The sequence below is a fragment of the Pseudomonas sp. P8_229 genome (assembly GCF_034008635.1).
Classification (GTDB): Bacteria; Pseudomonadota; Gammaproteobacteria; order Pseudomonadales; family Pseudomonadaceae; genus Aquipseudomonas.
The window spans coordinates 722508-741680 of the sequence record NZ_CP125378.1 but is presented as its reverse complement, the minus strand read 5'-3'; the positions used below and the strand labels follow the sequence as shown (position 1 = coordinate 741680).

23 protein-coding genes and 1 tRNA gene are annotated in these 19173 nt (G+C 58.0%); 18 read left to right on the top strand and 6 right to left on the bottom strand.

Features of this window, described 5'->3' with window-relative positions:
• Window positions 1-37: 37 nt before the first annotated feature.
• Genes QMK55_RS03190 through QMK55_RS03165 form a run of 6 tightly spaced genes read left to right on the top strand, consistent with a single transcriptional unit; the run spans window position 38 to window position 6005 of the window.
• A complete protein-coding gene (locus QMK55_RS03190) occupies window positions 38-1591 on the top strand; it encodes a sugar ABC transporter ATP-binding protein (RefSeq protein ID WP_102356747.1) in 1554 nt (517 codons plus the stop codon).
• Window positions 1588-2565, top strand: coding sequence for an ABC transporter permease (locus QMK55_RS03185; RefSeq protein ID WP_025111208.1), 978 nt, complete (start codon window positions 1588-1590; stop codon window positions 2563-2565). Before QMK55_RS03190 ends, QMK55_RS03185 begins: the two co-directional genes overlap by 4 nt.
• Before the next feature lie 3 nt (window positions 2566-2568).
• Window positions 2569-3588: a LacI family DNA-binding transcriptional regulator gene (locus tag QMK55_RS03180; RefSeq protein ID WP_102356746.1), complete on the top strand. Its 1020-nt coding sequence runs from the start codon at window positions 2569-2571 to the stop codon at window positions 3586-3588.
• A 24-nt stretch (window positions 3589-3612) separates the two neighbouring features.
• A complete protein-coding gene (rbsK, locus tag QMK55_RS03175) occupies window positions 3613-4530 on the top strand; it encodes a ribokinase (RefSeq protein ID WP_320328655.1) in 918 nt (305 codons plus the stop codon).
• Window positions 4527-4931 carry a D-ribose pyranase gene (rbsD, locus tag QMK55_RS03170; protein ID WP_102356744.1) on the top strand — a complete coding sequence of 135 codons (405 nt, stop codon included), beginning with the start codon at window positions 4527-4529 and terminating at the stop codon, window positions 4929-4931. The genes rbsK and rbsD overlap by 4 nt, the downstream gene beginning before the upstream one ends.
• 45 nt (window positions 4932-4976) lie before the next feature.
• The gene (locus QMK55_RS03165; RefSeq protein WP_025111212.1) at window positions 4977-6005 is read left to right on the top strand and encodes a nucleoside hydrolase; all 1029 of its coding nucleotides are present in this window, start codon (window positions 4977-4979) and stop codon (window positions 6003-6005) included.
• A 33-nt stretch (window positions 6006-6038) separates the two neighbouring features.
• On the opposite strand, the gene QMK55_RS03160 is transcribed toward QMK55_RS03165, so the two are convergent.
• The gene (locus tag QMK55_RS03160) at window positions 6039-6251 is read right to left on the bottom strand and encodes a hypothetical protein (protein ID WP_102356765.1); all 213 of its coding nucleotides are present in this window, start codon (window positions 6249-6251) and stop codon (window positions 6039-6041) included.
• 132 nt (window positions 6252-6383) lie between these two features.
• Between QMK55_RS03160 and QMK55_RS03155 the strand changes: the two genes are divergently transcribed.
• Together QMK55_RS03155 and QMK55_RS03150 are read left to right on the top strand one after the other, a co-directional pair.
• Complete coding sequence (locus tag QMK55_RS03155) at window positions 6384-6689, top strand: hypothetical protein (RefSeq protein WP_102356742.1); 306 nt, start codon at window positions 6384-6386, stop codon at window positions 6687-6689.
• Window positions 6690-6857: 168 nt separating this feature from the next.
• Complete coding sequence (locus QMK55_RS03150; protein ID WP_102356741.1) at window positions 6858-7175, top strand: I78 family peptidase inhibitor; 318 nt, start codon at window positions 6858-6860, stop codon at window positions 7173-7175.
• A 72-nt stretch (window positions 7176-7247) separates the two neighbouring features.
• Here QMK55_RS03150 and QMK55_RS03145 read toward each other — a convergent pair whose 3' ends face one another.
• On the bottom strand, window positions 7248-7460 hold the full coding sequence (locus QMK55_RS03145; protein WP_003179963.1) for a cold-shock protein: 213 nt from the start codon (window positions 7458-7460) through the stop codon (window positions 7248-7250).
• A gap of 292 nt (window positions 7461-7752) precedes the next feature.
• Window positions 7753-8052 carry a hypothetical protein gene (locus tag QMK55_RS03140; RefSeq protein WP_320328654.1) on the bottom strand — a complete coding sequence of 100 codons (300 nt, stop codon included), beginning with the start codon at window positions 8050-8052 and terminating at the stop codon, window positions 7753-7755.
• 381 nt (window positions 8053-8433) lie between these two features.
• Here QMK55_RS03140 and thrS point away from each other — a divergent pair, with 381 nt between their 5' ends.
• The 9 genes from thrS to QMK55_RS03095 all read left to right on the top strand — a co-directional run bounded on the left by thrS (window position 8434) and on the right by QMK55_RS03095 (window position 15886).
• Window positions 8434-10356 carry a threonine--tRNA ligase gene (gene thrS / locus QMK55_RS03135; protein WP_003226368.1) on the top strand — a complete coding sequence of 641 codons (1923 nt, stop codon included), beginning with the start codon at window positions 8434-8436 and terminating at the stop codon, window positions 10354-10356.
• Complete coding sequence (gene infC, locus QMK55_RS03130) at window positions 10356-10907, top strand: translation initiation factor IF-3 (RefSeq protein WP_171057393.1); 552 nt, start codon at window positions 10356-10358, stop codon at window positions 10905-10907. The genes thrS and infC overlap by 1 nt, the downstream gene beginning before the upstream one ends.
• A gap of 60 nt (window positions 10908-10967) precedes the next feature.
• Window positions 10968-11162 carry a 50S ribosomal protein L35 gene (rpmI, locus tag QMK55_RS03125; RefSeq protein WP_002553160.1) on the top strand — a complete coding sequence of 65 codons (195 nt, stop codon included), beginning with the start codon at window positions 10968-10970 and terminating at the stop codon, window positions 11160-11162.
• A gap of 28 nt (window positions 11163-11190) precedes the next feature.
• A complete protein-coding gene (gene rplT / locus QMK55_RS03120; RefSeq protein WP_007913489.1) occupies window positions 11191-11547 on the top strand; it encodes a 50S ribosomal protein L20 in 357 nt (118 codons plus the stop codon).
• A gap of 109 nt (window positions 11548-11656) precedes the next feature.
• Window positions 11657-12673 carry a phenylalanine--tRNA ligase subunit alpha gene (gene pheS / locus QMK55_RS03115; protein WP_003226365.1) on the top strand — a complete coding sequence of 339 codons (1017 nt, stop codon included), beginning with the start codon at window positions 11657-11659 and terminating at the stop codon, window positions 12671-12673.
• Between the two features lie 26 nt (window positions 12674-12699).
• On the top strand, window positions 12700-15078 hold the full coding sequence (gene pheT, locus QMK55_RS03110; RefSeq protein WP_102356739.1) for a phenylalanine--tRNA ligase subunit beta: 2379 nt from the start codon (window positions 12700-12702) through the stop codon (window positions 15076-15078).
• Between the two features lie 3 nt (window positions 15079-15081).
• A complete protein-coding gene (gene ihfA, locus QMK55_RS03105; protein WP_002553164.1) occupies window positions 15082-15384 on the top strand; it encodes an integration host factor subunit alpha in 303 nt (100 codons plus the stop codon).
• Window positions 15365-15721 carry a MerR family transcriptional regulator gene (locus QMK55_RS03100; protein WP_003179985.1) on the top strand — a complete coding sequence of 119 codons (357 nt, stop codon included), beginning with the start codon at window positions 15365-15367 and terminating at the stop codon, window positions 15719-15721. Before ihfA ends, QMK55_RS03100 begins: the two co-directional genes overlap by 20 nt.
• Before the next feature lie 88 nt (window positions 15722-15809).
• Window positions 15810-15886: transfer RNA gene (locus QMK55_RS03095), tRNA-Pro, on the top strand.
• 150 nt (window positions 15887-16036) lie between these two features.
• Here QMK55_RS03095 and QMK55_RS03090 read toward each other — a convergent pair.
• From QMK55_RS03090 to QMK55_RS03080, 3 genes are read right to left on the bottom strand one after another with little or no spacing between them, the layout of a single operon-like run.
• Window positions 16037-16579: a histidine phosphatase family protein gene (locus QMK55_RS03090; RefSeq protein ID WP_320330241.1), complete on the bottom strand. Its 543-nt coding sequence runs from the start codon at window positions 16577-16579 to the stop codon at window positions 16037-16039.
• A gap of 49 nt (window positions 16580-16628) precedes the next feature.
• The gene (locus QMK55_RS03085) at window positions 16629-17690 is read right to left on the bottom strand and encodes an SDR family oxidoreductase (protein ID WP_320328653.1); all 1062 of its coding nucleotides are present in this window, start codon (window positions 17688-17690) and stop codon (window positions 16629-16631) included.
• A 3-nt stretch (window positions 17691-17693) separates the two neighbouring features.
• Complete coding sequence (locus QMK55_RS03080) at window positions 17694-18113, bottom strand: nuclear transport factor 2 family protein (RefSeq protein WP_320328652.1); 420 nt, start codon at window positions 18111-18113, stop codon at window positions 17694-17696.
• 117 nt (window positions 18114-18230) lie between these two features.
• Here QMK55_RS03080 and QMK55_RS03075 point away from each other — a divergent pair, with 117 nt between their 5' ends.
• Complete coding sequence (locus tag QMK55_RS03075) at window positions 18231-19133, top strand: LysR family transcriptional regulator (protein ID WP_102356729.1); 903 nt, start codon at window positions 18231-18233, stop codon at window positions 19131-19133.
• Window positions 19134-19173 lie beyond the last annotated feature (40 nt).

Below are 19173 nucleotides of genomic sequence, written 5' to 3'. Positions count from 1 at the left end.
CGCTCGTCCGTCCGGGCGAGCGCATGGAGAGTTTTTTATGTCAGTTTCCGCCCCGAACGCTGTCCTCTCGGTCAGCGGTATCGGTAAGACCTATGCGCAACCGGTGCTCACAGGCATCGACTTGACGCTGATGCGCGGTGAAGTGCTGGCGCTGACCGGCGAGAATGGTGCCGGTAAAAGCACGCTGTCCAAGATTATTGGTGGTCTGGTCACGCCGACCACAGGCCAGATGCAGTTCCAGGGCAAGGACTACCGCCCGGGCAGCCGCACTCAGGCCGAAGAGTTGGGCGTGCGCATGGTCATGCAAGAGCTCAATCTGTTGCCGACCCTGTCGGTGGCGGAAAACCTGTTTCTCGACAACCTGCCGAGCAACGGTGGCTGGATCAGCCGCAAGCAATTGCGTAAAGCTGCCATCGAAGCCATGGCGCAGGTCGGCCTCGACGCTATCGATCCGGACACCCTGGTCGGCGAGTTGGGTATCGGGCATCAGCAGATGGTCGAAATCGCGCGCAACCTGATCGGCGATTGCCATGTGCTGATACTCGATGAGCCGACGGCGATGCTTACGGCTCGTGAAGTGGAAATGCTTTTCGAGCAGATCACTCGCTTGCAGGCGCGTGGCGTCTCGATCATCTATATCTCCCATCGCCTTGAAGAGCTGGCGCGAGTCGCGCAACGCATTGCCGTGCTGCGTGATGGCAATCTGGTCTGCGTCGAGCCGATGGCCAACTACAACAGTGAGCAACTGGTCACCTTGATGGTCGGTCGCGAGCTGGGCGAACACATCGACATGGGGCCACGCAAGATTGGTGCGCCGGCCCTGACGGTCAAGGGCCTGACCCGCTCCGACAAGGTGCGCGATGTTTCCTTCGAAGTGCGTGCCGGCGAGATCTTCGGGATTTCCGGCTTGATCGGAGCCGGGCGCACGGAATTGCTGCGGCTGATTTTCGGCGCCGATCTGGCCGACAGCGGCACGATCGCGCTGGGTTCGCCGGCGCGGGTGGTCAGTGTGCGCTCCCCGGTTGACGCGGTGAACCATGGCATTGCCCTGATTACCGAAGACCGCAAGGGCGAAGGCCTGCTGCTCAGCCAGTCGATCAGCGCCAACATCGCGCTGGGTAACATGCCGGAAATTTCCAGTGGTGGTGTCGTCAATAACAGCGACGAAATCGCCTTGGCAAAGCGTCAGATCGACGCCATGCGCATCCGCAGTTCGAGCCCGACACAATTGGTCTCCGAGCTGTCCGGCGGCAATCAGCAGAAAGTGGTGATCGGCCGATGGCTCGAGCGCGATTGTTCGGTGCTGTTGTTCGACGAGCCGACCCGTGGCATCGACGTCGGTGCCAAGTTCGATATCTATGCCTTGCTTGGCGAGTTGACTCGCCAGGGCAAGGCACTCGTGGTGGTGTCCAGTGACCTGCGTGAGCTGATGCTGATCTGTGACCGGATCGGTGTCCTGTCGGCAGGGCGTTTGATCGATACCTTCGAGCGCGACAGCTGGACTCAGGATGATTTGCTTGCCGCCGCGTTCGCCGGCTACCAAAAACGTGATGCGTTGCTCAATGAAGCGGCGCCTAGGGAACTCCCATGAAAACTGCATCTTCTGCCGGCAAACGTAGTGGCAATTTCTACGGTCTGGGTACCTATCTGGGCCTGGCCGGTGCCTTGTTGGCGATGGTGGCGCTGTTCTCGGTGATGAGCAGCCACTTTCTGTCCTATAACACCTTCAGCACCCTGGCCAACCAGATCCCCGATCTGATGGTGCTGGCGGTGGGCATGACCTTCGTGTTGATCATCGGCGGCATCGACCTGTCGGTGGGTTCGGTGCTGGCGCTTGCCGCGTCGACGGTCAGTGTGGCGATTCTCGGTTGGGGCTGGAGCGTGTTGCCGGCGGCGTTGCTCGGTATGGCGGTGGCGGCACTGGCCGGTACGGTCACCGGCTCGATCACCGTGGCGTGGCGGATTCCGTCGTTCATCGTTTCGCTGGGTGTGCTGGAAATGGCGCGCGGTCTGGCGTACCAGATGACCGGTTCGCGTACCGCCTACATCGGTGACTCGTTTGCCTGGCTGTCGAACCCGATCGCCTTCGGCATTTCGCCGTCGTTCATCATTGCCTTGCTGGTGATCTTCATTGCCCAGGCGGTTCTGACGCGCACGGTGTTCGGGCGCTACCTGATCGGTATCGGCACCAATGAAGAAGCGGTGCGTCTGGCCGGGATCAACCCCAAACCTTACAAGATTCTGGTGTTCAGCCTGATGGGCCTGCTGGCCGGTATCGCGGCGCTGTTCCAGATCTCCCGTCTGGAAGCGGCGGACCCGAACGCCGGCTCCGGCCTCGAGCTGCAAGTGATTGCTGCCGTGGTCATCGGCGGTACCAGCCTGATGGGCGGGCGCGGCTCGGTGATCAGCACCTTCTTCGGTGTGCTGATTATCTCGGTGCTGGCCGCTGGCCTGGCGCAGATTGGTGCGACCGAGCCGACCAAACGCATCATCACCGGTGCGGTGATTGTCATCGCGGTTGTGCTCGATACCTATCGCAGTCAACGCGCCAGTCGACGGGGCTAAGTCATGGCAACGATCAAGGATGTGGCGGCGCTCGCAGGGATTTCCTACACCACCGTCTCGCATGTGGTGAACAAGACGCGCCCGGTCAGCCAGGAAGTGCGGCTGAAAGTCGAAGCGGCGATCAAAAGCCTCGACTATGTACCCAGTGCGGTGGCGCGTTCGCTGAAAGCCAAGACCACTGCGACCATTGGCTTATTGGTGCCCAACAGTCTTAACCCGTATTTTGCCGAATTGGCGCGGGGCATCGAGGATTACTGCGAGCGTAACGGCTACTGCGTAATCCTCTGCAACTCTGACGACAACCCGGAAAAGCAGCGCAGCTATTTGCGTGTGCTGTTGGAAAAACGCATCGACGGCCTCATCGTCGCTTCCGCCGGTGGCGACATCGGCCTCGCGCAAGGGCTGGCTGGCGTGAAAACGCCGATGGTCATTGTCGACCGGGGGCTGGATGGCGTGGATGCGGATCTGGTACGCATCGACCATGAATATGGCGCCTATCTGGCGACCCGGCACCTGCTGGAGCTGGGGCATCGCGACATCGCCACCATCGGCGGTCCGTCGAGCACCAGCGTGGCGCAAATGCGTCAGGCCGGTTTTTGCCGGGCGCTGAAGGAGGCAGGCATCAAGGTGCGTCCGGAACGCATGCTGGAAAGCGATTTCACCAGTACCGGCGGCTATAACGCGGCGGCGATCCTGCTCGAAGACAATCCGCCGAGCGCGATTTTCGCCGGTAACGACATGATCGGCATCGGCGTACTCCGTGCCGCGGCCGAGCGCAATGTGCGGGTGCCGAGCGAGCTGTCGGTGATCGGCTTCGACGATATCCAGATGAGCCGTTATGTGTATCCGGCGCTGACGACGGTTGGCCAGTCGATCCTGCAGTTGGGCGAGATGGCTGCCGAAGTGTTGCTGCGAAGAATTGCCACCCCGGGCCTGGTCACCGATCAACGGATCGTGACCCCGAGTATTGTCTTGCGCGAATCGACTGCGCCGCTGTCCGGCGTATTCACCGAGTACCGCTGAAACCGAATTGACGAGTAGCGATGTATGCCAGCAAATGTAGTGGTAATAGGCAGTCTGAACATGGATCTGGTGACCCGGGCGCCACGGCTGCCCAAGGGCGGTGAAACGCTGATCGGTCATTCCTTTGCCACCGTGTCCGGCGGCAAGGGCGCCAATCAGGCTGTCGCTGCTGCGCGCCTGGGTGCACAGGTCGCCATGGTTGGCTGTGTTGGCAACGATGACTACGGTGTGCAATTGCGCGACGCATTGCTGGCCGAGCAGATCGATTGCCAGGCCGTGAGTACCGTGGAGGATTGCAGTGGGGTGGCGCTGATTGTCGTGGACGACAACAGCCAGAACGCCATTGTGATTGTCGCCGGCGCCAACGGTGCAATGACGCCTGCGGTGATTGATCGCTTTGATGGCGTGCTGCAGGCTGCCGATGTCGTGATCTGTCAGCTCGAGATTCCCGATGCAACGGTGGGCCATGCGCTCAAGCGTGCGCGTGCGCTGGGCAAAACAGTGATCCTCAACCCGGCGCCGGCCAGTCGTCCGCTGCCGGCAGACTGGTTCGCGGCGATCGACTACCTGATTCCCAACGAAAGCGAAGCCGCTGCGTTGAGCGGATTGCCAGTGGATTCGCTGGAAACCGCTGAAAGCGCCGCCAGCCACCTGATTGCCATGGGCGCAGGCAAAGTCATCATCACCCTCGGCGCGCAAGGTTCGCTGTTCGCCAATGGCCAGGGTTTCGAGCATTTCCCGGCACCCAAAGTGAAAGCGGTCGATACCACGGCGGCTGGGGATACCTTCGTCGGCGGGTTTGCGGCGGCGCTCGCCAGTGGCAAGTCTGAAGCCGAAGCGATCCGTTACGGACAGATCGCAGCAGCGTTGTCTGTGACCCGGGCCGGCGCGCAACCTTCCATTCCAACCATGTCCGACGTACAGGCGTTCAAACCCGCATGAAAAAGACTCCTTTGCTCAATGTTGCATTGTCGCGACTGATCGCTTCCCTGGGGCATGGCGACATGGTGGTCATCGGTGACGCCGGCCTTCCGGTACCGCCGGGTGTCGAGTTGATCGATCTGGCGTTGACCCATGGCGTTCCGGATTTCGTCAGCACCCTGAAGGTCGTGCTCAGCGAGATGCAGGTGGAAAGCCATGTGCTGGCCAACGAAATTCTCGACAAGCAGCCGACGGCGTTGAACGCGCTGGATGAGTTGCAGGAAGAGGGCGCCCTTGGTCGGCGCGATCTGCTGACTCATGAGCAATTCAAGGTTCTCAGCCGACAGGCGCGGGCGATTGTTCGTACAGGCGAATGTCAGCCGTACTGCAACATCGTGCTGGTGGCCGGCGTCACGTTCTAACCGGGTCTTCGACCCTTCCATTTTCATCAGCACAAGGAATGCGCCATGCACCGCTATGCTCAAAAACTGCATCAATTGCTTCGGAGTCTGCTGCTTTTGTCTTTTATCTCCGCCACCGGCGCTCAGGCCGCTGAAAAGATCGACCTGATCATCGACACCGATCCTGGTGCCGACGACGTGGTCGCCTTGCTGTTCGCCCTGGCCTCGCCGGACGAACTGAACATCCGTGCATTGACTACCGTGGCCGGCAACGTGCGTCTCGACAAGACGTCGCGTAACGCGCGTCTGGCCCGCGAGTGGGCGGGGCGTGAGGACGTCCCGGTCTACGCCGGTGCGCCGAAGCCACTGATGCGTACGCCGATCTATGCCGAGAACATCCATGGCAAGGAAGGCCTGTCGGGTGTCACCGTGCATGAGCCGAAAAAAGGCCTGGCCGAAGGCAATGCGGTCAACTACCTGATCGACACCCTGAAAAAAGCCAAACCGCACAGCATTACCATCGCCATGCTGGGTCCGCAGACCAACCTTGCGCTGGCACTGATCCAGGAGCCGGAGATCGTTCAGGGCATCAAGGAAGTGGTGATCATGGGCGGTGCGCACTTCAATGGCGGCAACATTACCCCGGTGGCCGAGTTCAATCTGTTCGCCGACCCGCAAGCGGCGGAAGTGGTGCTCAAGAGCGGCGTGAAACTGACCTACCTGCCGCTGGACGTGACCCACAAGATTCTCACCAGCGACGCCCGCCTGAAGCAGATTGCCGCGCTCAACAACAATGCGAGCAAGATTGTTGGCGACATCCTGAATGAGTACATCAAAGGTGACATGGAGCACTACGGCATCCCGGGCGGCCCGGTGCATGACGCTACCGTCATCGCTTACCTGCTCAAGCCTGAGCTGTTCACCGGTCGCTCGGTAAACGTGGCCATCGACAGCCGTGAGGGGATCACCTTCGGCCAGACCGTCGTTGATTGGTACGACGGCCTGAAACAACCGAAAAACGCATTCTGGGTCGAGAACGGCGACGCCCAGGGCTTCTTCGATCTGCTGACCGAACGTCTGAAGCGCTTGAAGTAAGGCTGCGACCCGCAGGTGCCAGCCTGCGGGTTTTTACTCTCTCTCGGTGTCCTGCACGCTCTTGTCGTCATGCTGATACCGCTCGAACACTTGAGCGATAAACGTTTGTGCGCCTTGGGTTCCCATGGTCTTGACCAGCAGATCGATGCTGATCAATGCCAGCTCCTCCGAACTGCCCGGGCTATACGAACTGTGCCCCTTCGGCCACAGGACCTTGATGTCGGCGGTGATGCTTACGGTGCTCATGAGTGCGCTCGAAAAGTCGGGAATGTCTGTGTCCGAGTTAACCACTTTGTCGGGCGTTTGGCACTGCGACTTAGGCATGAGCGCGACGCTATGCGACACTTGGTCTTTTCCGGCAGATCCAAGGAATGCGCTGTGCAGATTGATTTGAACAACCCCGACGGCCTGACACTCGACGCTGTGCGCCAGTTGCTGGCCTCGGCCAGCGATGATGTGCACACGCAACTGCGCGTGACCAAGGGCGGGATTGCCTACATCTCTTCCGGCGTGACGGGCGGTCAGGACATCGATGGTCTGCTGTTTCGGCTGGAAACCTGGGCCAAGGGTTCGGGTTATGTCGGCAACGTCGCGGCCAGTGATGAAGTCTGGGTCATGCAGATTTTCAATGCGCTCAAGGATAACTGGCCGAACCCGCCGCTCGACTACATCGACATCTACTGAGCTGCGTTAATATTCGGTGACGATTGTCTGAAGATGCATTGCCTGCTCTTCAGGCAGACTCAGCGTTTTTCCGGGTCGTGGGGTAGGGTGATGGCACTTGCTGTGAAACCAAACGTCGGATTGGCGGTCGCACGATCTCAGCTTAACCATTTGAAAGAAGGAGGCTTCATGCCTTTGAAGTTCGCGTCTCTGGGTGCACTTATGGCCGTTGCCATGTTGGCCGGTTGCAGCACAACCTCCAGCGAGTCGGCAAAGGATCCTGTGGCGACCGATGCCGGTCATAGCCGCTGTGAAGCAAAGGCAGCGGAATTTGCCATCGGTAAAAAGGCTTCGCCTGAGCTGCTGGATCAGGCCCGTGCCAAGGCAGGCGCGCAAAATGCCCGCTTCCTCAAGCCAACGGACATGATCACCCTGGAGTATCGTTCCGATCGCCTGAACCTGAACACTGACGCCAATCTGGTGGTCACCCGCGTCAACTGCGGCTGATCTCTGACGGCTTTTGTTACAGGCATAAAAAACCCCGTCACATGGACGGGGTTTTTTTAGTGCGCCGGGAAATTACTCTGGGCGAACTTGTGCAGCTTGCATACCCTTTTGGCCTTTCTCAGCCACGAAGGAGACGGTCTGGCCTTCTTTCAGGCTTTTGAAACCGTCGGATTCGATAGCTTTGAAGTGTACGAACAGGTCGTCACCGCCACCTTGAGGAGTGATGAAGCCGAAGCCTTTTTCATCGTTGAACCATTTAACGGTGCCGGTTTGGCGATTAGACATGGTGTATCTCCAAGAAACATATATTTTCAGTAGTACTGTGCTGCTCAGGCCAACTGGGCACACCCGGGTATCATAGTCGAAATGTTCGCTTTGGTAGCCCCCCGGACGTGCTGTTTGCTTTCATATTGCATTCATTTCAACCTCTGAAATGTCTGCAAGCCCCGGTTTCAGAGGCTTTCGGCCGAAAAATCAGGGCGTAAAAAAAGCTATAAAACCTGCGTAAATTATCGAAATCGGGGTCTTTTTGGCGGTTTTAAGGCTGTCTGGGACCCGAAAAAGCATTCGTCAGCGCTTATTTCTGCACGCGGCAAACCGAGATTTCTTTCAGTGCGCGCTGACCCAGTTCACCGCTTGGCGGGGTGTTCTTGTCCATCAGTTGCGCAATCTCTTGCGTGGTAAATTTCTTCTCCAGGACATCGGCACCGCAAGTGCAGTGCTGTTTGGCTACGGTTGGATTGACACTTTGGGCAGCAGCTTTGGTGCAGTCATTCATGTACTGGTCTTTGACGCCGGCAGGCCATGCCGCATTGGCGCTCAGCGGCAGCAGCAGGGCCAGCGGGGCCGCGAAAGCAAAAAGACGGATAAGGCGCATGTCTGAAACTCCTTGGTTTGATATCGGCGAGGATTCTCAGCCTATTTGAGGCAAAGCGTATATCCCAAGTTCACTTTGCGCCGCAAAAATGCACAAATCTTCAGCGCCGCAAATCGTTCGAGTCGATGACCGCTCATCTGTGCTAGCATGCCGGGCTCAAGCGTTCTCAGGCTCCGGACGGCCTTCAGCCCCGGCAGCGGTCAGCGTGCGAACATTCTGATTTGAATCCCAGTCACTCTGGTTCGGTTTTCCGGTTGGCCGCAAGGCTCCTGCCGCTGTAAGGCAGGCGTTCGTCATTGAATGGCCTGGATCGGATCTTGTACTGGCTCATCCCAACCCACGTGACCTTTGGTAGGGGTCACCACTAGGAGAGGAGGCGCCATGCCAACTATTACTCTTCCCGACGGCAGTCAACGTTCATTCGATCACCCGGTTTCCGTAGCCGAGGTCGCCGCATCCATTGGTGCAGGTCTGGCCAAGGCCACAGTGGCCGGCAAGGTCAACGGCAAGCTGGTCGACGCCTGCGACATCATCGACAGCGACGCAACGCTGCAAATCATCACGCCAAAGGATGAAGAGGGGCTGGAGATCATTCGCCACTCTTGCGCGCACCTGGTTGGCCATGCGGTCAAGCAACTGTACCCGACGGCCAAAATGGTCATCGGTCCGGTCATCGACGAAGGCTTCTATTACGACATCGCCTTCGAACGTCCTTTCACGCCGGACGACATGGCCGCCATCGAACAGCGTATGCATCAGCTGATCGATAAAGATTACGACGTCATCAAGAAAGTCACTCCGCGCGCCGAAGTGATCGAAGTGTTCAAGGCCCGTGGCGAAGACTACAAGCTGCGCCTGGTCGAGGACATGCCGAACGAACAGGCCATGGGCCTGTACTACCACGAAGAATACGTCGACATGTGCCGTGGTCCGCACGTGCCGAACACTCGTTTTCTGAAATCCTTCAAGCTGACCAAGCTGTCCGGCGCCTACTGGCGCGGTGATGCCAAGAACGAGCAACTGCAGCGCGTTTACGGTACTGCCTGGGCTGACAAGAAGCAGCTGGCGGCTTACATCCAGCGCATCGAAGAAGCGGAAAAACGCGATCACCGCAAGATCGGCAAGCGCCTGGGCCTGTTCCATACCCAGGAAGAAGCGCCGGGCATGGTGTTCTGGCACCCGAATGGCTGGACCCTGTACCAAGTGCTCGAGCAATACATGCGCAAGGTGCAGCGTGACAACGGCTACCTCGAGATCAAGACCCCGCAAGTGGTTGATCGCAGCCTGTGGGAGAAATCCGGGCACTGGGCCAACTACGCCGACAACATGTTCACCACCGAGTCGGAAAGCCGCGACTACGCCATCAAGCCGATGAACTGCCCATGCCACGTGCAGGTGTTCAATCAGGGCCTGAAGAGCTACCGCGAGCTGCCGATGCGCCTGGCCGAGTTTGGTGCCTGCCACCGTAACGAGCCGTCGGGTGCGTTGCACGGCATCATGCGTGTACGTGCGTTCACTCAGGACGACGCCCACATTTTCTGCACCGAAGAGCAGATGCAGGCTGAATCCGCTGCCTTCATCAAGCTGACCATGGACGTTTACCGCGACTTCGGCTTTACCGATGTCGAGATGAAGCTGTCCACTCGTCCGGAAAAACGTGTGGGTTCCGACGAGCTGTGGGATCGCGCTGAAGCGGCACTGGCTGCAGCCCTTGATTCTGCGGGTCTGCCGTACGATCTGCAGCCGGGTGAGGGTGCGTTCTACGGTCCGAAGATCGAGTTCTCGCTGAAAGATTGCCTCGGTCGCGTCTGGCAATGTGGTACCTTGCAGCTCGATTTTAACCTGCCTGTCCGTTTGGGCGCTGAATACGTCTCCGAAGACAACAGCCGCAAACACCCGGTGATGTTGCACCGTGCGATCCTCGGTTCCTTCGAGCGTTTCGTCGGGATTCTGATCGAGCACTACGAAGGTGCGTTCCCTGCATGGCTCGCGCCAACGCAGGCGGTGATCATGAATATCACTGATAAACAGGCAGATTTTGTTGCAGAAGTTGAAAAAACTCTCAACGAAAGCGGATTTCGTGCCAAGTCCGACTTGAGAAATGAAAAGATCGGCTTTAAAATCCGCGAGCATACTTTGCTCAAGGTTCCCTATCTTTTGGTTATCGGAGATAAGGAAGTCGAGATGCAGACTGTCGCTGTGCGTACTCGTGAAGGTGCTGACCTGGGCTCGATGCCCGTCGCCCAGTTCGCTGAGTTTCTCGCGCAAGCGGTTTCCCGGCGTGGTCGCCCAGATTCGGAGTAATTATTATTAAGCGTGAAATGAGACAAGATAAACGAGCTGCACCGAAAGCCCCGATCAACGAGAATATCTCGGCACGCGAGGTTCGGTTAATTGGCGCTGATGGCGAGCAGATTGGCATCGTCTCGATTGATGAAGCGCTTCGTATTGCTGAAGAAGCAAAGCTTGATCTGGTGGAAATCTCCGCAGACGCAATCCCACCGGTTTGCCGGGTGATGGATTACGGCAAATCGATCTTCGAAAAGAAGAAGCAGGTTGCCGCGGCGAAGAAGAACCAGAAGCAGATTCAGGTAAAAGAAATCAAGTTTCGTCCAGGGACGGAGGAAGGGGATTACCAGGTAAAACTGCGCAACCTGGTACGTTTCCTGAGTGATGGGGACAGGGCCAAGGTATCCTTGCGATTCCGCGGCCGTGAGATGGCCCACCAGGAGCTGGGGATGGAACTCCTCAAGCGGGTTGAAGCTGACCTGCTCGAGTACGGTTCGGTCGAACAGCATCCTAAGATGGAAGGACGCCAGCTGATCATGGTCATCGCCCCGAAAAAGAAGAAGTAATCAACAGGGCACGGCAGGCCTTCTGATTATGTTTATCAACTGAATGCGGAGTATCCGAACATGCCAAAAATGAAAACCAAAAGTGGTGCTGCTAAGCGGTTTCTGAAAACTGCTAACGGTATCAAGCACAAGCACGCTTTCAAGAGCCACATCCTGACTAAAATGTCGACCAAGCGTAAGCGTCAACTGCGCGGTAGCAGCTTGCTGCATCCGTCTGACGTGGCAAAAGTCGAGCGCATGCTGCGCCTTCGTTAATTTTAGTCAAGAATAGAGGAAGTAACTCATGGCTCGTGTAAAGCGTGGCGTCATTGCCCGTAAGCGTCACAAAAAAATTCTGAAACTTGCTAAAGGCTACTACGGCGCACGCTCCCGCGTATTCCGTGTTGCCAAGCAAGCGGTAATCAAGGCAGGCCAATACGCCTACCGTGACCGTCGTCAGAAAAAACGTCAGTTCCGCGCTCTGTGGATCGCTCGTATCAACGCTGGTGCTCGTGTTAACGGTCTGTCCTACAGCCGTTTCATCGCTGGCCTGAAAAAAGCGTCCATCGAGATCGACCGTAAGGTTCTGGCTGATCTGGCAGTGAACGAAAAAGCGGTGTTTGCTGCGATTGTCGAGAAAGCTAAAGCCACCTTGGCTTAAGTACCCCCGACAATCACCCGGCCTCACTTTCGTGGGGCCAGGTGGTAAACGTCTTAAATAGGGGAAGAGCCTTCAAGCTCTTCCCCTATTTTGTATCTGGAGTCTGTACATGGAAAACCTGGATGCGCTGGTCTCTCAAGCACTAGAGGCTGTGCAAAGCGCTGAAGATATCAATGCCCTGGAGCAAATCCGGGTTCAATACCTTGGCAAAAAGGGCGAATTGACTCAGGTGATGAAGACCCTGGGGAATTTGCCGGCAGAAGAGCGTCCGCAAGTCGGCGCGCTGATCAACGTTGCCAAGGAACGTGTCACAGGCGTTCTCAATGCGCGCATGGCGCTGTTTGAAGAAGCCGAACTGGCTGCCAAACTGTCTGCCGAATCCATTGATGTGACGTTGCCGGGCCGTGGCCAGACCTCCGGTGGTCTGCATCCGGTGACCCGGACTCTGGAACGAGTCGAGCAATTCTTCACCCGTATTGGCTACGGCATCGCCGAAGGCCCTGAGGTCGAAGACGACTATCACAACTTCGAGGCGCTCAACATCCCAGGCCACCACCCGGCCCGGTCGATGCATGACACCTTCTACTTCAATGCAAACATGCTGCTGCGCACCCATACCTCGCCGGTACAGGTTCGCACCATGGAATCGAAACAGCCGCCGATCCGCATCGTCTGCCCAGGCCGCGTGTATCGCAGCGACTCCGATATCACCCACTCGCCGATGTTCCACCAGGTCGAAGGCCTGCTGGTCGATCGCGACATCAATTTCGCCGATCTCAAAGGCACCATCGAAGAATTCCTGCGTGTGTTCTTCGAAAAAGAGCTGGCCGTACGTTTCCGTCCTTCGTACTTCCCGTTCACCGAGCCATCCGCTGAAGTCGACATGGAATGCGTGATGTGCAGCGGTAAAGGCTGCCGCGTCTGCAAGCAGACCGGCTGGCTGGAAGTCATGGGCTGCGGCATGGTGCACCCGAACGTGCTGCGCATGTCCGGCATCGACCCGGAAGAGTTTTCCGGCTTTGCCTTCGGCATGGGCGTCGAGCGTCTGGCGATGCTCCGTTACGGCGTGAACGACTTGCGTCTGTTCTTCGACAACGACTTGCGGTTCCTCGCGCAATTTCGCTAGTCGTAACGAATTCTTAGGAGAGCAGGATGAAATTCAGTGAACAATGGCTGCGTGGCTGGGTTAGCCCGCAGGTAAGTCGCGACGAGCTGGTTGCTCGTCTGTCGATGGCGGGCCTGGAGGTCGATAGCGTGACCCCGGCCGCCGGTGTTTTCAGCGGCGTGGTAGTGGGCGAGGTGCTGAGCACCGAGCAGCACCCTGACGCCGACAAGCTGCGTGTGTGCCAGGTCAGCAATGGCGCGGAAACCTTCCAGGTCGTGTGCGGTGCGCCAAACGTGCGTCCGGGCCTGAAGATTCCGTTCGCCATGATCGGCGCCGAGCTGCCAGGCGACTTCAAGATCAAGAAGGCCAAGCTGCGTGGTGTCGAGTCCAACGGCATGCTCTGCTCGCAAGCCGAGTTGCAGGTCGGTGAAGGTAACGACGGTCTGATGGAACTGCCGGCTGATGCGCCGGTGGGCGAAGATTTCCGCGTGTATCTGGACCTGGAAGACGCCAGCATCGAGGTCGACCTGACCCCGAACCGCGGTGACTGCCTGTCGCTGGCCGGTCTGGCCCGTGAAGTGGGCGCGCTGTATGCCGCTCCGGTCACCCGTCCAGTGGTCATGGCCATTCCAGCGGTGCACGACGAAGTGCGTTCGGTGGAAGTGCTGGCGCCTGCCGCCTGCCCGCGTTACCTGGGCCGTGTCATCCGCAACGTTGACCTGTCCAAGCCAACCCCGCTGTGGATGGTTGAGCGTCTGCGCCGCGCCGAAGTGCGCAGCATCGACGCTGCCGTCGACATCACCAACTACGTGATGCTTGAGCTGGGTCAACCGCTGCACGCTTTCGATCTCGCCGAAATCAATGGCGGCATCCGTGTGCGCATGGCGGAAGAGGGCGAGAAGCTGGTTTTGCTCGACGGTCAGGAAGTCAGCCTGCGTAGCGATACGCTGGTGATCGCCGACCACACTCGCGCTCTGGCGATTGCCGGCGTGATGGGAGGCGAGCACAGCGGTGTGTCCGCGACCACGCGCGACGTTTTCCTGGAAAGTGCGTTTTTCGACCAGATCGCTGTGGCTGGCAAGGCGCGTTCCTACGGCCTGCACACCGACGCCTCGCACCGTTACGAGCGTGGCGTGGACTGGCAACTGGCCCGTGAAGCCATGGAGCGCGCCACTGGCCTGCTGCTGGAAATCACTGGCGGTGAAGCCGGGCCGATCATCGAGACCGTCAGCGAGCAGCACCTGCCGTCGATCGCGCCGATCACCCTGCGTGCGCAGCGCATTACCCAGATGCTGGGCATGGAAATGGATTCGGTGCAGGTCGAGCGTCTGCTTAGCGCCTTGGGTCTGAACATTTCCGCTGACGGAGCAGGGCAGTGGCGCGTAGAAGTGCCAAGCCACCGCTTCGACATCAGCCTGGAAGTCGATCTGATCGAAGAACTGGCGCGTCTGTACGGCTACAACCGTCTTCCGGTTCGTTACCCGCAAGCACGCCTCGCGCCACAAGCCAAGGCTGAAGCGCGCAGCGATCTGCCTGAACTGCGTCGCCTGCTGGTGGCCCGTGGTTATCAGGAAGCGATCACTTACAGCTTCATCGATCCACGTCAGTTCGAACTGTTCAATCCGGGCGTCGAGCCGCTGTTGCTGGCCAATCCGATCTCCAACGACATGGCTGCCATGCGTTCCTCGCTGTGGCCGGGTCTGGTCAAGGCGTTGCAGCACAACCTGAACCGTCAGCAAGATCGCGTGCGGCTGTTCGAGAGCGGTCTGCGCTTCGTTGGTCAGCTGGAAGGCCTGAAGCAAGAGCCGATGCTGTCGGGTGTGGTTTGCGGTAGCCGTCTGCCGGAAGGCTGGGCGCAAGGTCGCGACACGGTCGATTTCTTCGACGTCAAGGCTGACGTTGAAGCGGTGCTGGGTTTCGCCGGTGCACTGGATACCTTCACTTTCGCCCCGGGCAAACACCCGGCGTTGCACCCGGGTCAAACCGCGCGCATCGAACGTGACGGGCGTGAGGTCGGCTTTATCGGCGCGATCCACCCTGAATTGTCCAAAGCCCTGGGTCTGGATCGTCCAGTCTTCGTCTTTGAGCTGGTTCTGGCGGAAGTGGCAGCTGGAAAAATGCCGCAATTCCACGAGTTGTCGCGCTTTCCTGAAGTGCGTCGTGACCTTGCACTGATCGCGCACAAAGACGTCGCGGCCTCGGCTGTGCTGGACGTAATCCGTGAAAATGCAGGTGAATGGCTCACGGATCTCAGGCTGTTTGACGTGTATCAGGGTAAAGGTATTGATCCTGATAGAAAAAGCCTTGCAGTTGGCTTGACCTGGCAGCATCCATCGCGCACTCTTAATGACGATGAGGTGAATTCGACGACGCAAAATATCCTCACCTCGCTCGAACAAAGGTTGAACGCCACGTTAAGGAAGTGACGTATGGGGGCTTTGACGAAAGCTGAGATGGCGGAACGTCTGTATGAAGAACTGGGCCTGAACAAGCGGGAAGCCAAGGAATTGGTTGAACTGTTTTTCGAGGAAATCAGGCACGCTCTTGAAGACAACGAGCAGGTCAAATTGTCCGGTTTCGGCAATTTCGACCTTCGGGACAAACGCCAGCGGCCTGGCCGCAACCCGAAAACGGGGGAAGAAATCCCGATCACGGCTCGCCGTGTGGTCACCTTTCGTCCAGGGCAGAAGTTGAAAGCCCGAGTTGAGGCTTATGCTGGAACCAAGTCATAACGACGAACTACCCGTCATCCCGGGCAAACGCTACTTCACCATTGGTGAAGTCAGCGAGCTGTGTGCCGTAAAACCACACGTGCTGCGCTACTGGGAGCAGGAGTTTCCTCAACTCAACCCCGTCAAACGCCGCGGAAACCGCCGGTATTATCAGCGCCAGGACGTGCTGATGATCCGGCAGATCCGCGCGCTCCTTTACGATCAGGGGTTCACCATCGGCGGCGCGCGCCTGCGTTTGTCCGGCGATGAAGCCAAAGACGACACCACCCAATACAAGCAAATGATCCGCCAGATGATTGCCGAGCTTGAAGATGTGCTGGTGGTTCTCAAGAAATAAAAAGCTGCGTTTGAATACTTCCAGTTTTCAAAAGCTTGCGCTATATTCTTGAGCGCTCTTCGAGACGAAGAGCAGGTTTCAAACCAGTCGGGGCGTAGCGCAGTCCGGTAGCGCACTAGCATGGGGTGCTAGGGGTCGAGTGTTCGAATCACTCCGTCCCGACCATAATTCCTTAGTAAAATCAGACACTTAAGCCGATCATATGGATCGGCTTTTTTGTGCCTGCGCAAAACCCGCGCAAAACTACCCGGTAATTTCGCTGATATTCAGACCTGGAATTACCTCCTCTTTCCATCCTCTGTAACAACCCGCCTCTTACACATCGCCATATTGATACACGGTCGCATTCCAGTACTGGCTGCCGTTACGTTTTTGGCGCGCCCATCCATCGGCCATCAGTTGTTTGGCGATCATTCGGTTCATCAAGCCATGGCCGAGCAGCAAAACCGGTCCATCGCTGGCAATGGACTGCAATCGCTTGGCTGCCGTGCTGGCGCGCCTCCTTGCAACGCCGGCGGATTCGACATTGCGTGAGTAACCGCACAGCCATAAAACTCGAAGGATAATTGCCCAGGTAAACGGCGATAGCCGTGGCAGTTTCCAATGGCCTGAAGGTAGTTGTGCTTCGCAGAAAAGCGCGTCGACCAGTGCAGGCTTCAGGCCGAGCGCCTGGACGGAACTCAGCGCACGTGGCGCGCTGCTTGAAACAATCACCTTGGCGGTTGCGGCGAGTTGCAGGCTGGCATGTGGGACCGGGTGATGGGTAATTTCGGATCGGTCGTATTGTTCGATCCAGTCTTTCATCTCGAACACTGAAATTTTGTCCGTTGCGGCCAGTTTTGGCTGACCGTGACGCATCAGGATGATTTCCCTTTTCAACATTTTACGTCCTTGTTTTTTCCGAGCGTCAGATGTCGATCATGGCGGATGAGTTTTTTTTCTTCGAGGCACTGTGGCTTTCAAACCAGCCATGATCACGGTACCACGCCACGGTGTCAGTGATTGTCAGCTCTAGCGACCTGAAACTCAGGCCAAGCTCCTGTTCACTCTTGCGGTGGTTGAAACAGGAACGGTCCTCCTCTCGTATCAACAGGCGCAACGTGGCCATGCTCAGCAGAATCGGCTTGCCGGTAAGGCGCGCATAGATCTCCTGCACAGCCGCCAAAGTGTATAGAAGGGGGAGCGGTAGTTGTCGAACGGGTGTCTTGACGCCCGCTATACGTCCTAGAACAGGAACCAACTGACGCATCGTCATATGCCGGCCCGCCGCGAGATAGCGTTCACCGCGTCGGCCATGTTTGGCCGCAGCAATCAGCGCGAATGCCACATCACGTGCATCGACGACGGAGAAACTGCCTGGGATCAGCCCGGGTAACTTGCCGTGTACGACATCGTTGACCAACTGCCCCGAGGAGGTCGGGCCAATGTCGGCAGGACCCCACATCCAACCGGGCAGCACCATGCAGGCATGCATCTCGGGATGTGCTTGCAGGAACGACAGGATGACGCGGTCGGCGAGGATCTTGCTGCGGTAGTAGTCATCCGCATCGGCGTCGGCCCGCAGACATGTCTCATCAATGAGCGAGCCAGGTACGCCATCGAGCACGGCTATGGAGGACGTATGGATGAACCGCCGTATGCCGGCGCGGTAGGCCTGGTGAATCAGGTCGCGCGTACCGGCGACGTTGATCTTTTCGAGTTCCTTCCAGTGGTTGCCGCCCTTGTAGTTGTCGCGAAAGAACGCCGCAGTGTGAAACACCGTATCGCAACCTTGCAGTGACGCTGCGAATGCGTCGACATCGGCCATGTCCCCGACGATGAGTTCGACACTGGGCAAATTGTCGAACTGCTGTTGTCCTTTGGCTTTTGAACGGACCAGGGCTTTGACCGAGTAACCACGAGCGACCAGTTCACGTACCAGGTTGTTACCCAACAAACCGGTCGCACCGGTAACGAATACACTGTACATGGCTCAATCCTCTGCCGGATGGGTTAACGGCAGCAGCACTGCACTGTCGAAGAAGGCCTCTTCACGAATGACCAGCCCGTTTTTGAAGGTGAAGTGTGCGGCGTAGTACGCGGTGATATGGCGTCCATGAGGTGCAATCACCCGGCCTGGCAGCACCAAGGGGGCGGCGAATGTGCCGGTCAGGAAGGCAGTCAGCGCCAAACGATCGTTACTGACGGCGAATGGGCTGTAGATTACGTGGGCATCGGGGAGCGCTTCTAACAATGCACTCTCCCGTTTGCGCAGGGCTTCGCGACCGGTTTGTATCCCCATGCTGTCGAGGTAGATGAAGTCTTCGCAAACCAGCGCAAGCATCGCCTCCACATCATGGCGATTGAAGGCGCTGGCGGCGCGTTCCGCAAAGTCGTTGGGGCCAGTAGTCATATAGTCCAGTCCATTCGTGTTCGAGGGCCTGCAGATATACCTTTGAGGCCGCGGCCGAAAAACAGCGACTACTGCATAATGGCTTTGCACATATGCAGACCAGGGAGGACAGGACGCATGGCGTTGCAAGCAAATTGGGACGATCTTCGTCTGCTGTTGGCAGTTTCTCGGCGTGGCAGCTTCCTTCAAGCTGGTCAGTTCCTGGGAATCGCGGCGTCTACCGTGTCCCGCCGGCTGACCCAACTTGAGATCGCACTGGGCGAGCCACTCGTCGAGCGGGGCGTTGAAGGATGCTGGTTGACCTCGCGGGGCCAATCTCTCGTTGAAGTCGCCTTGGCGGCGGAAGCGGGCTTGAGGCGTCAAACCGTTGCGGGCATATCCGAGCTCAACACAGCGCTGTCTGGCAGTGTCCTGGTCAGTGCCGGAGAGGGGTTCTCGTCATGCGTGCTGGAGGCCGCGAGTCGTTTCACTTCTCTGCACCCGCGTTGCTCGGTGGAGTTGATGGTAACCAGCGACTTTCACAAGATCGTTCGCGGCGTGGCAGACATTGCTGTACGCACTGCTCATCTGGGCGAACCGTCGCTGATTTATCGACCCATAGGCAGGCTCGCTTATGGTGTCTTCGCCGATGCAGATTATCTGAAACGGCATCCGCGGGTGACGCCGGGCACTGCGATCAACATTGCCTTGCTTCCGCCGCTGGACATGTTGCCGCAAATGCGAGCGGCAAAGGCCGCGGGCCTGGAGCGCGCGCAGATCAGTGTGAATTCGTTCGTCGCGCAACTCGAATCGGTGAGGCGAGGTATGGGGGTGGCGGTATTGCCCCGTTTACTGGCGAAGGATCTGATCGAGCTGTTCCCGGATATCCACCTTCCCGACATGGAGGTCTATCTGGTGACCCGGCCTCAGGCATTGAAGCAGGCCCACATCAAATGTTTCTTTGCCATCCTGGAGCAGGTAATGCTCGAAGCCCTGTCCGTGGAAAACGTCGAGGGCTGCCGCTTGGAAGGGGACCTGTAAAATATCGGCAGAACAACGATCTCTGCCGTGTACGGGGCGT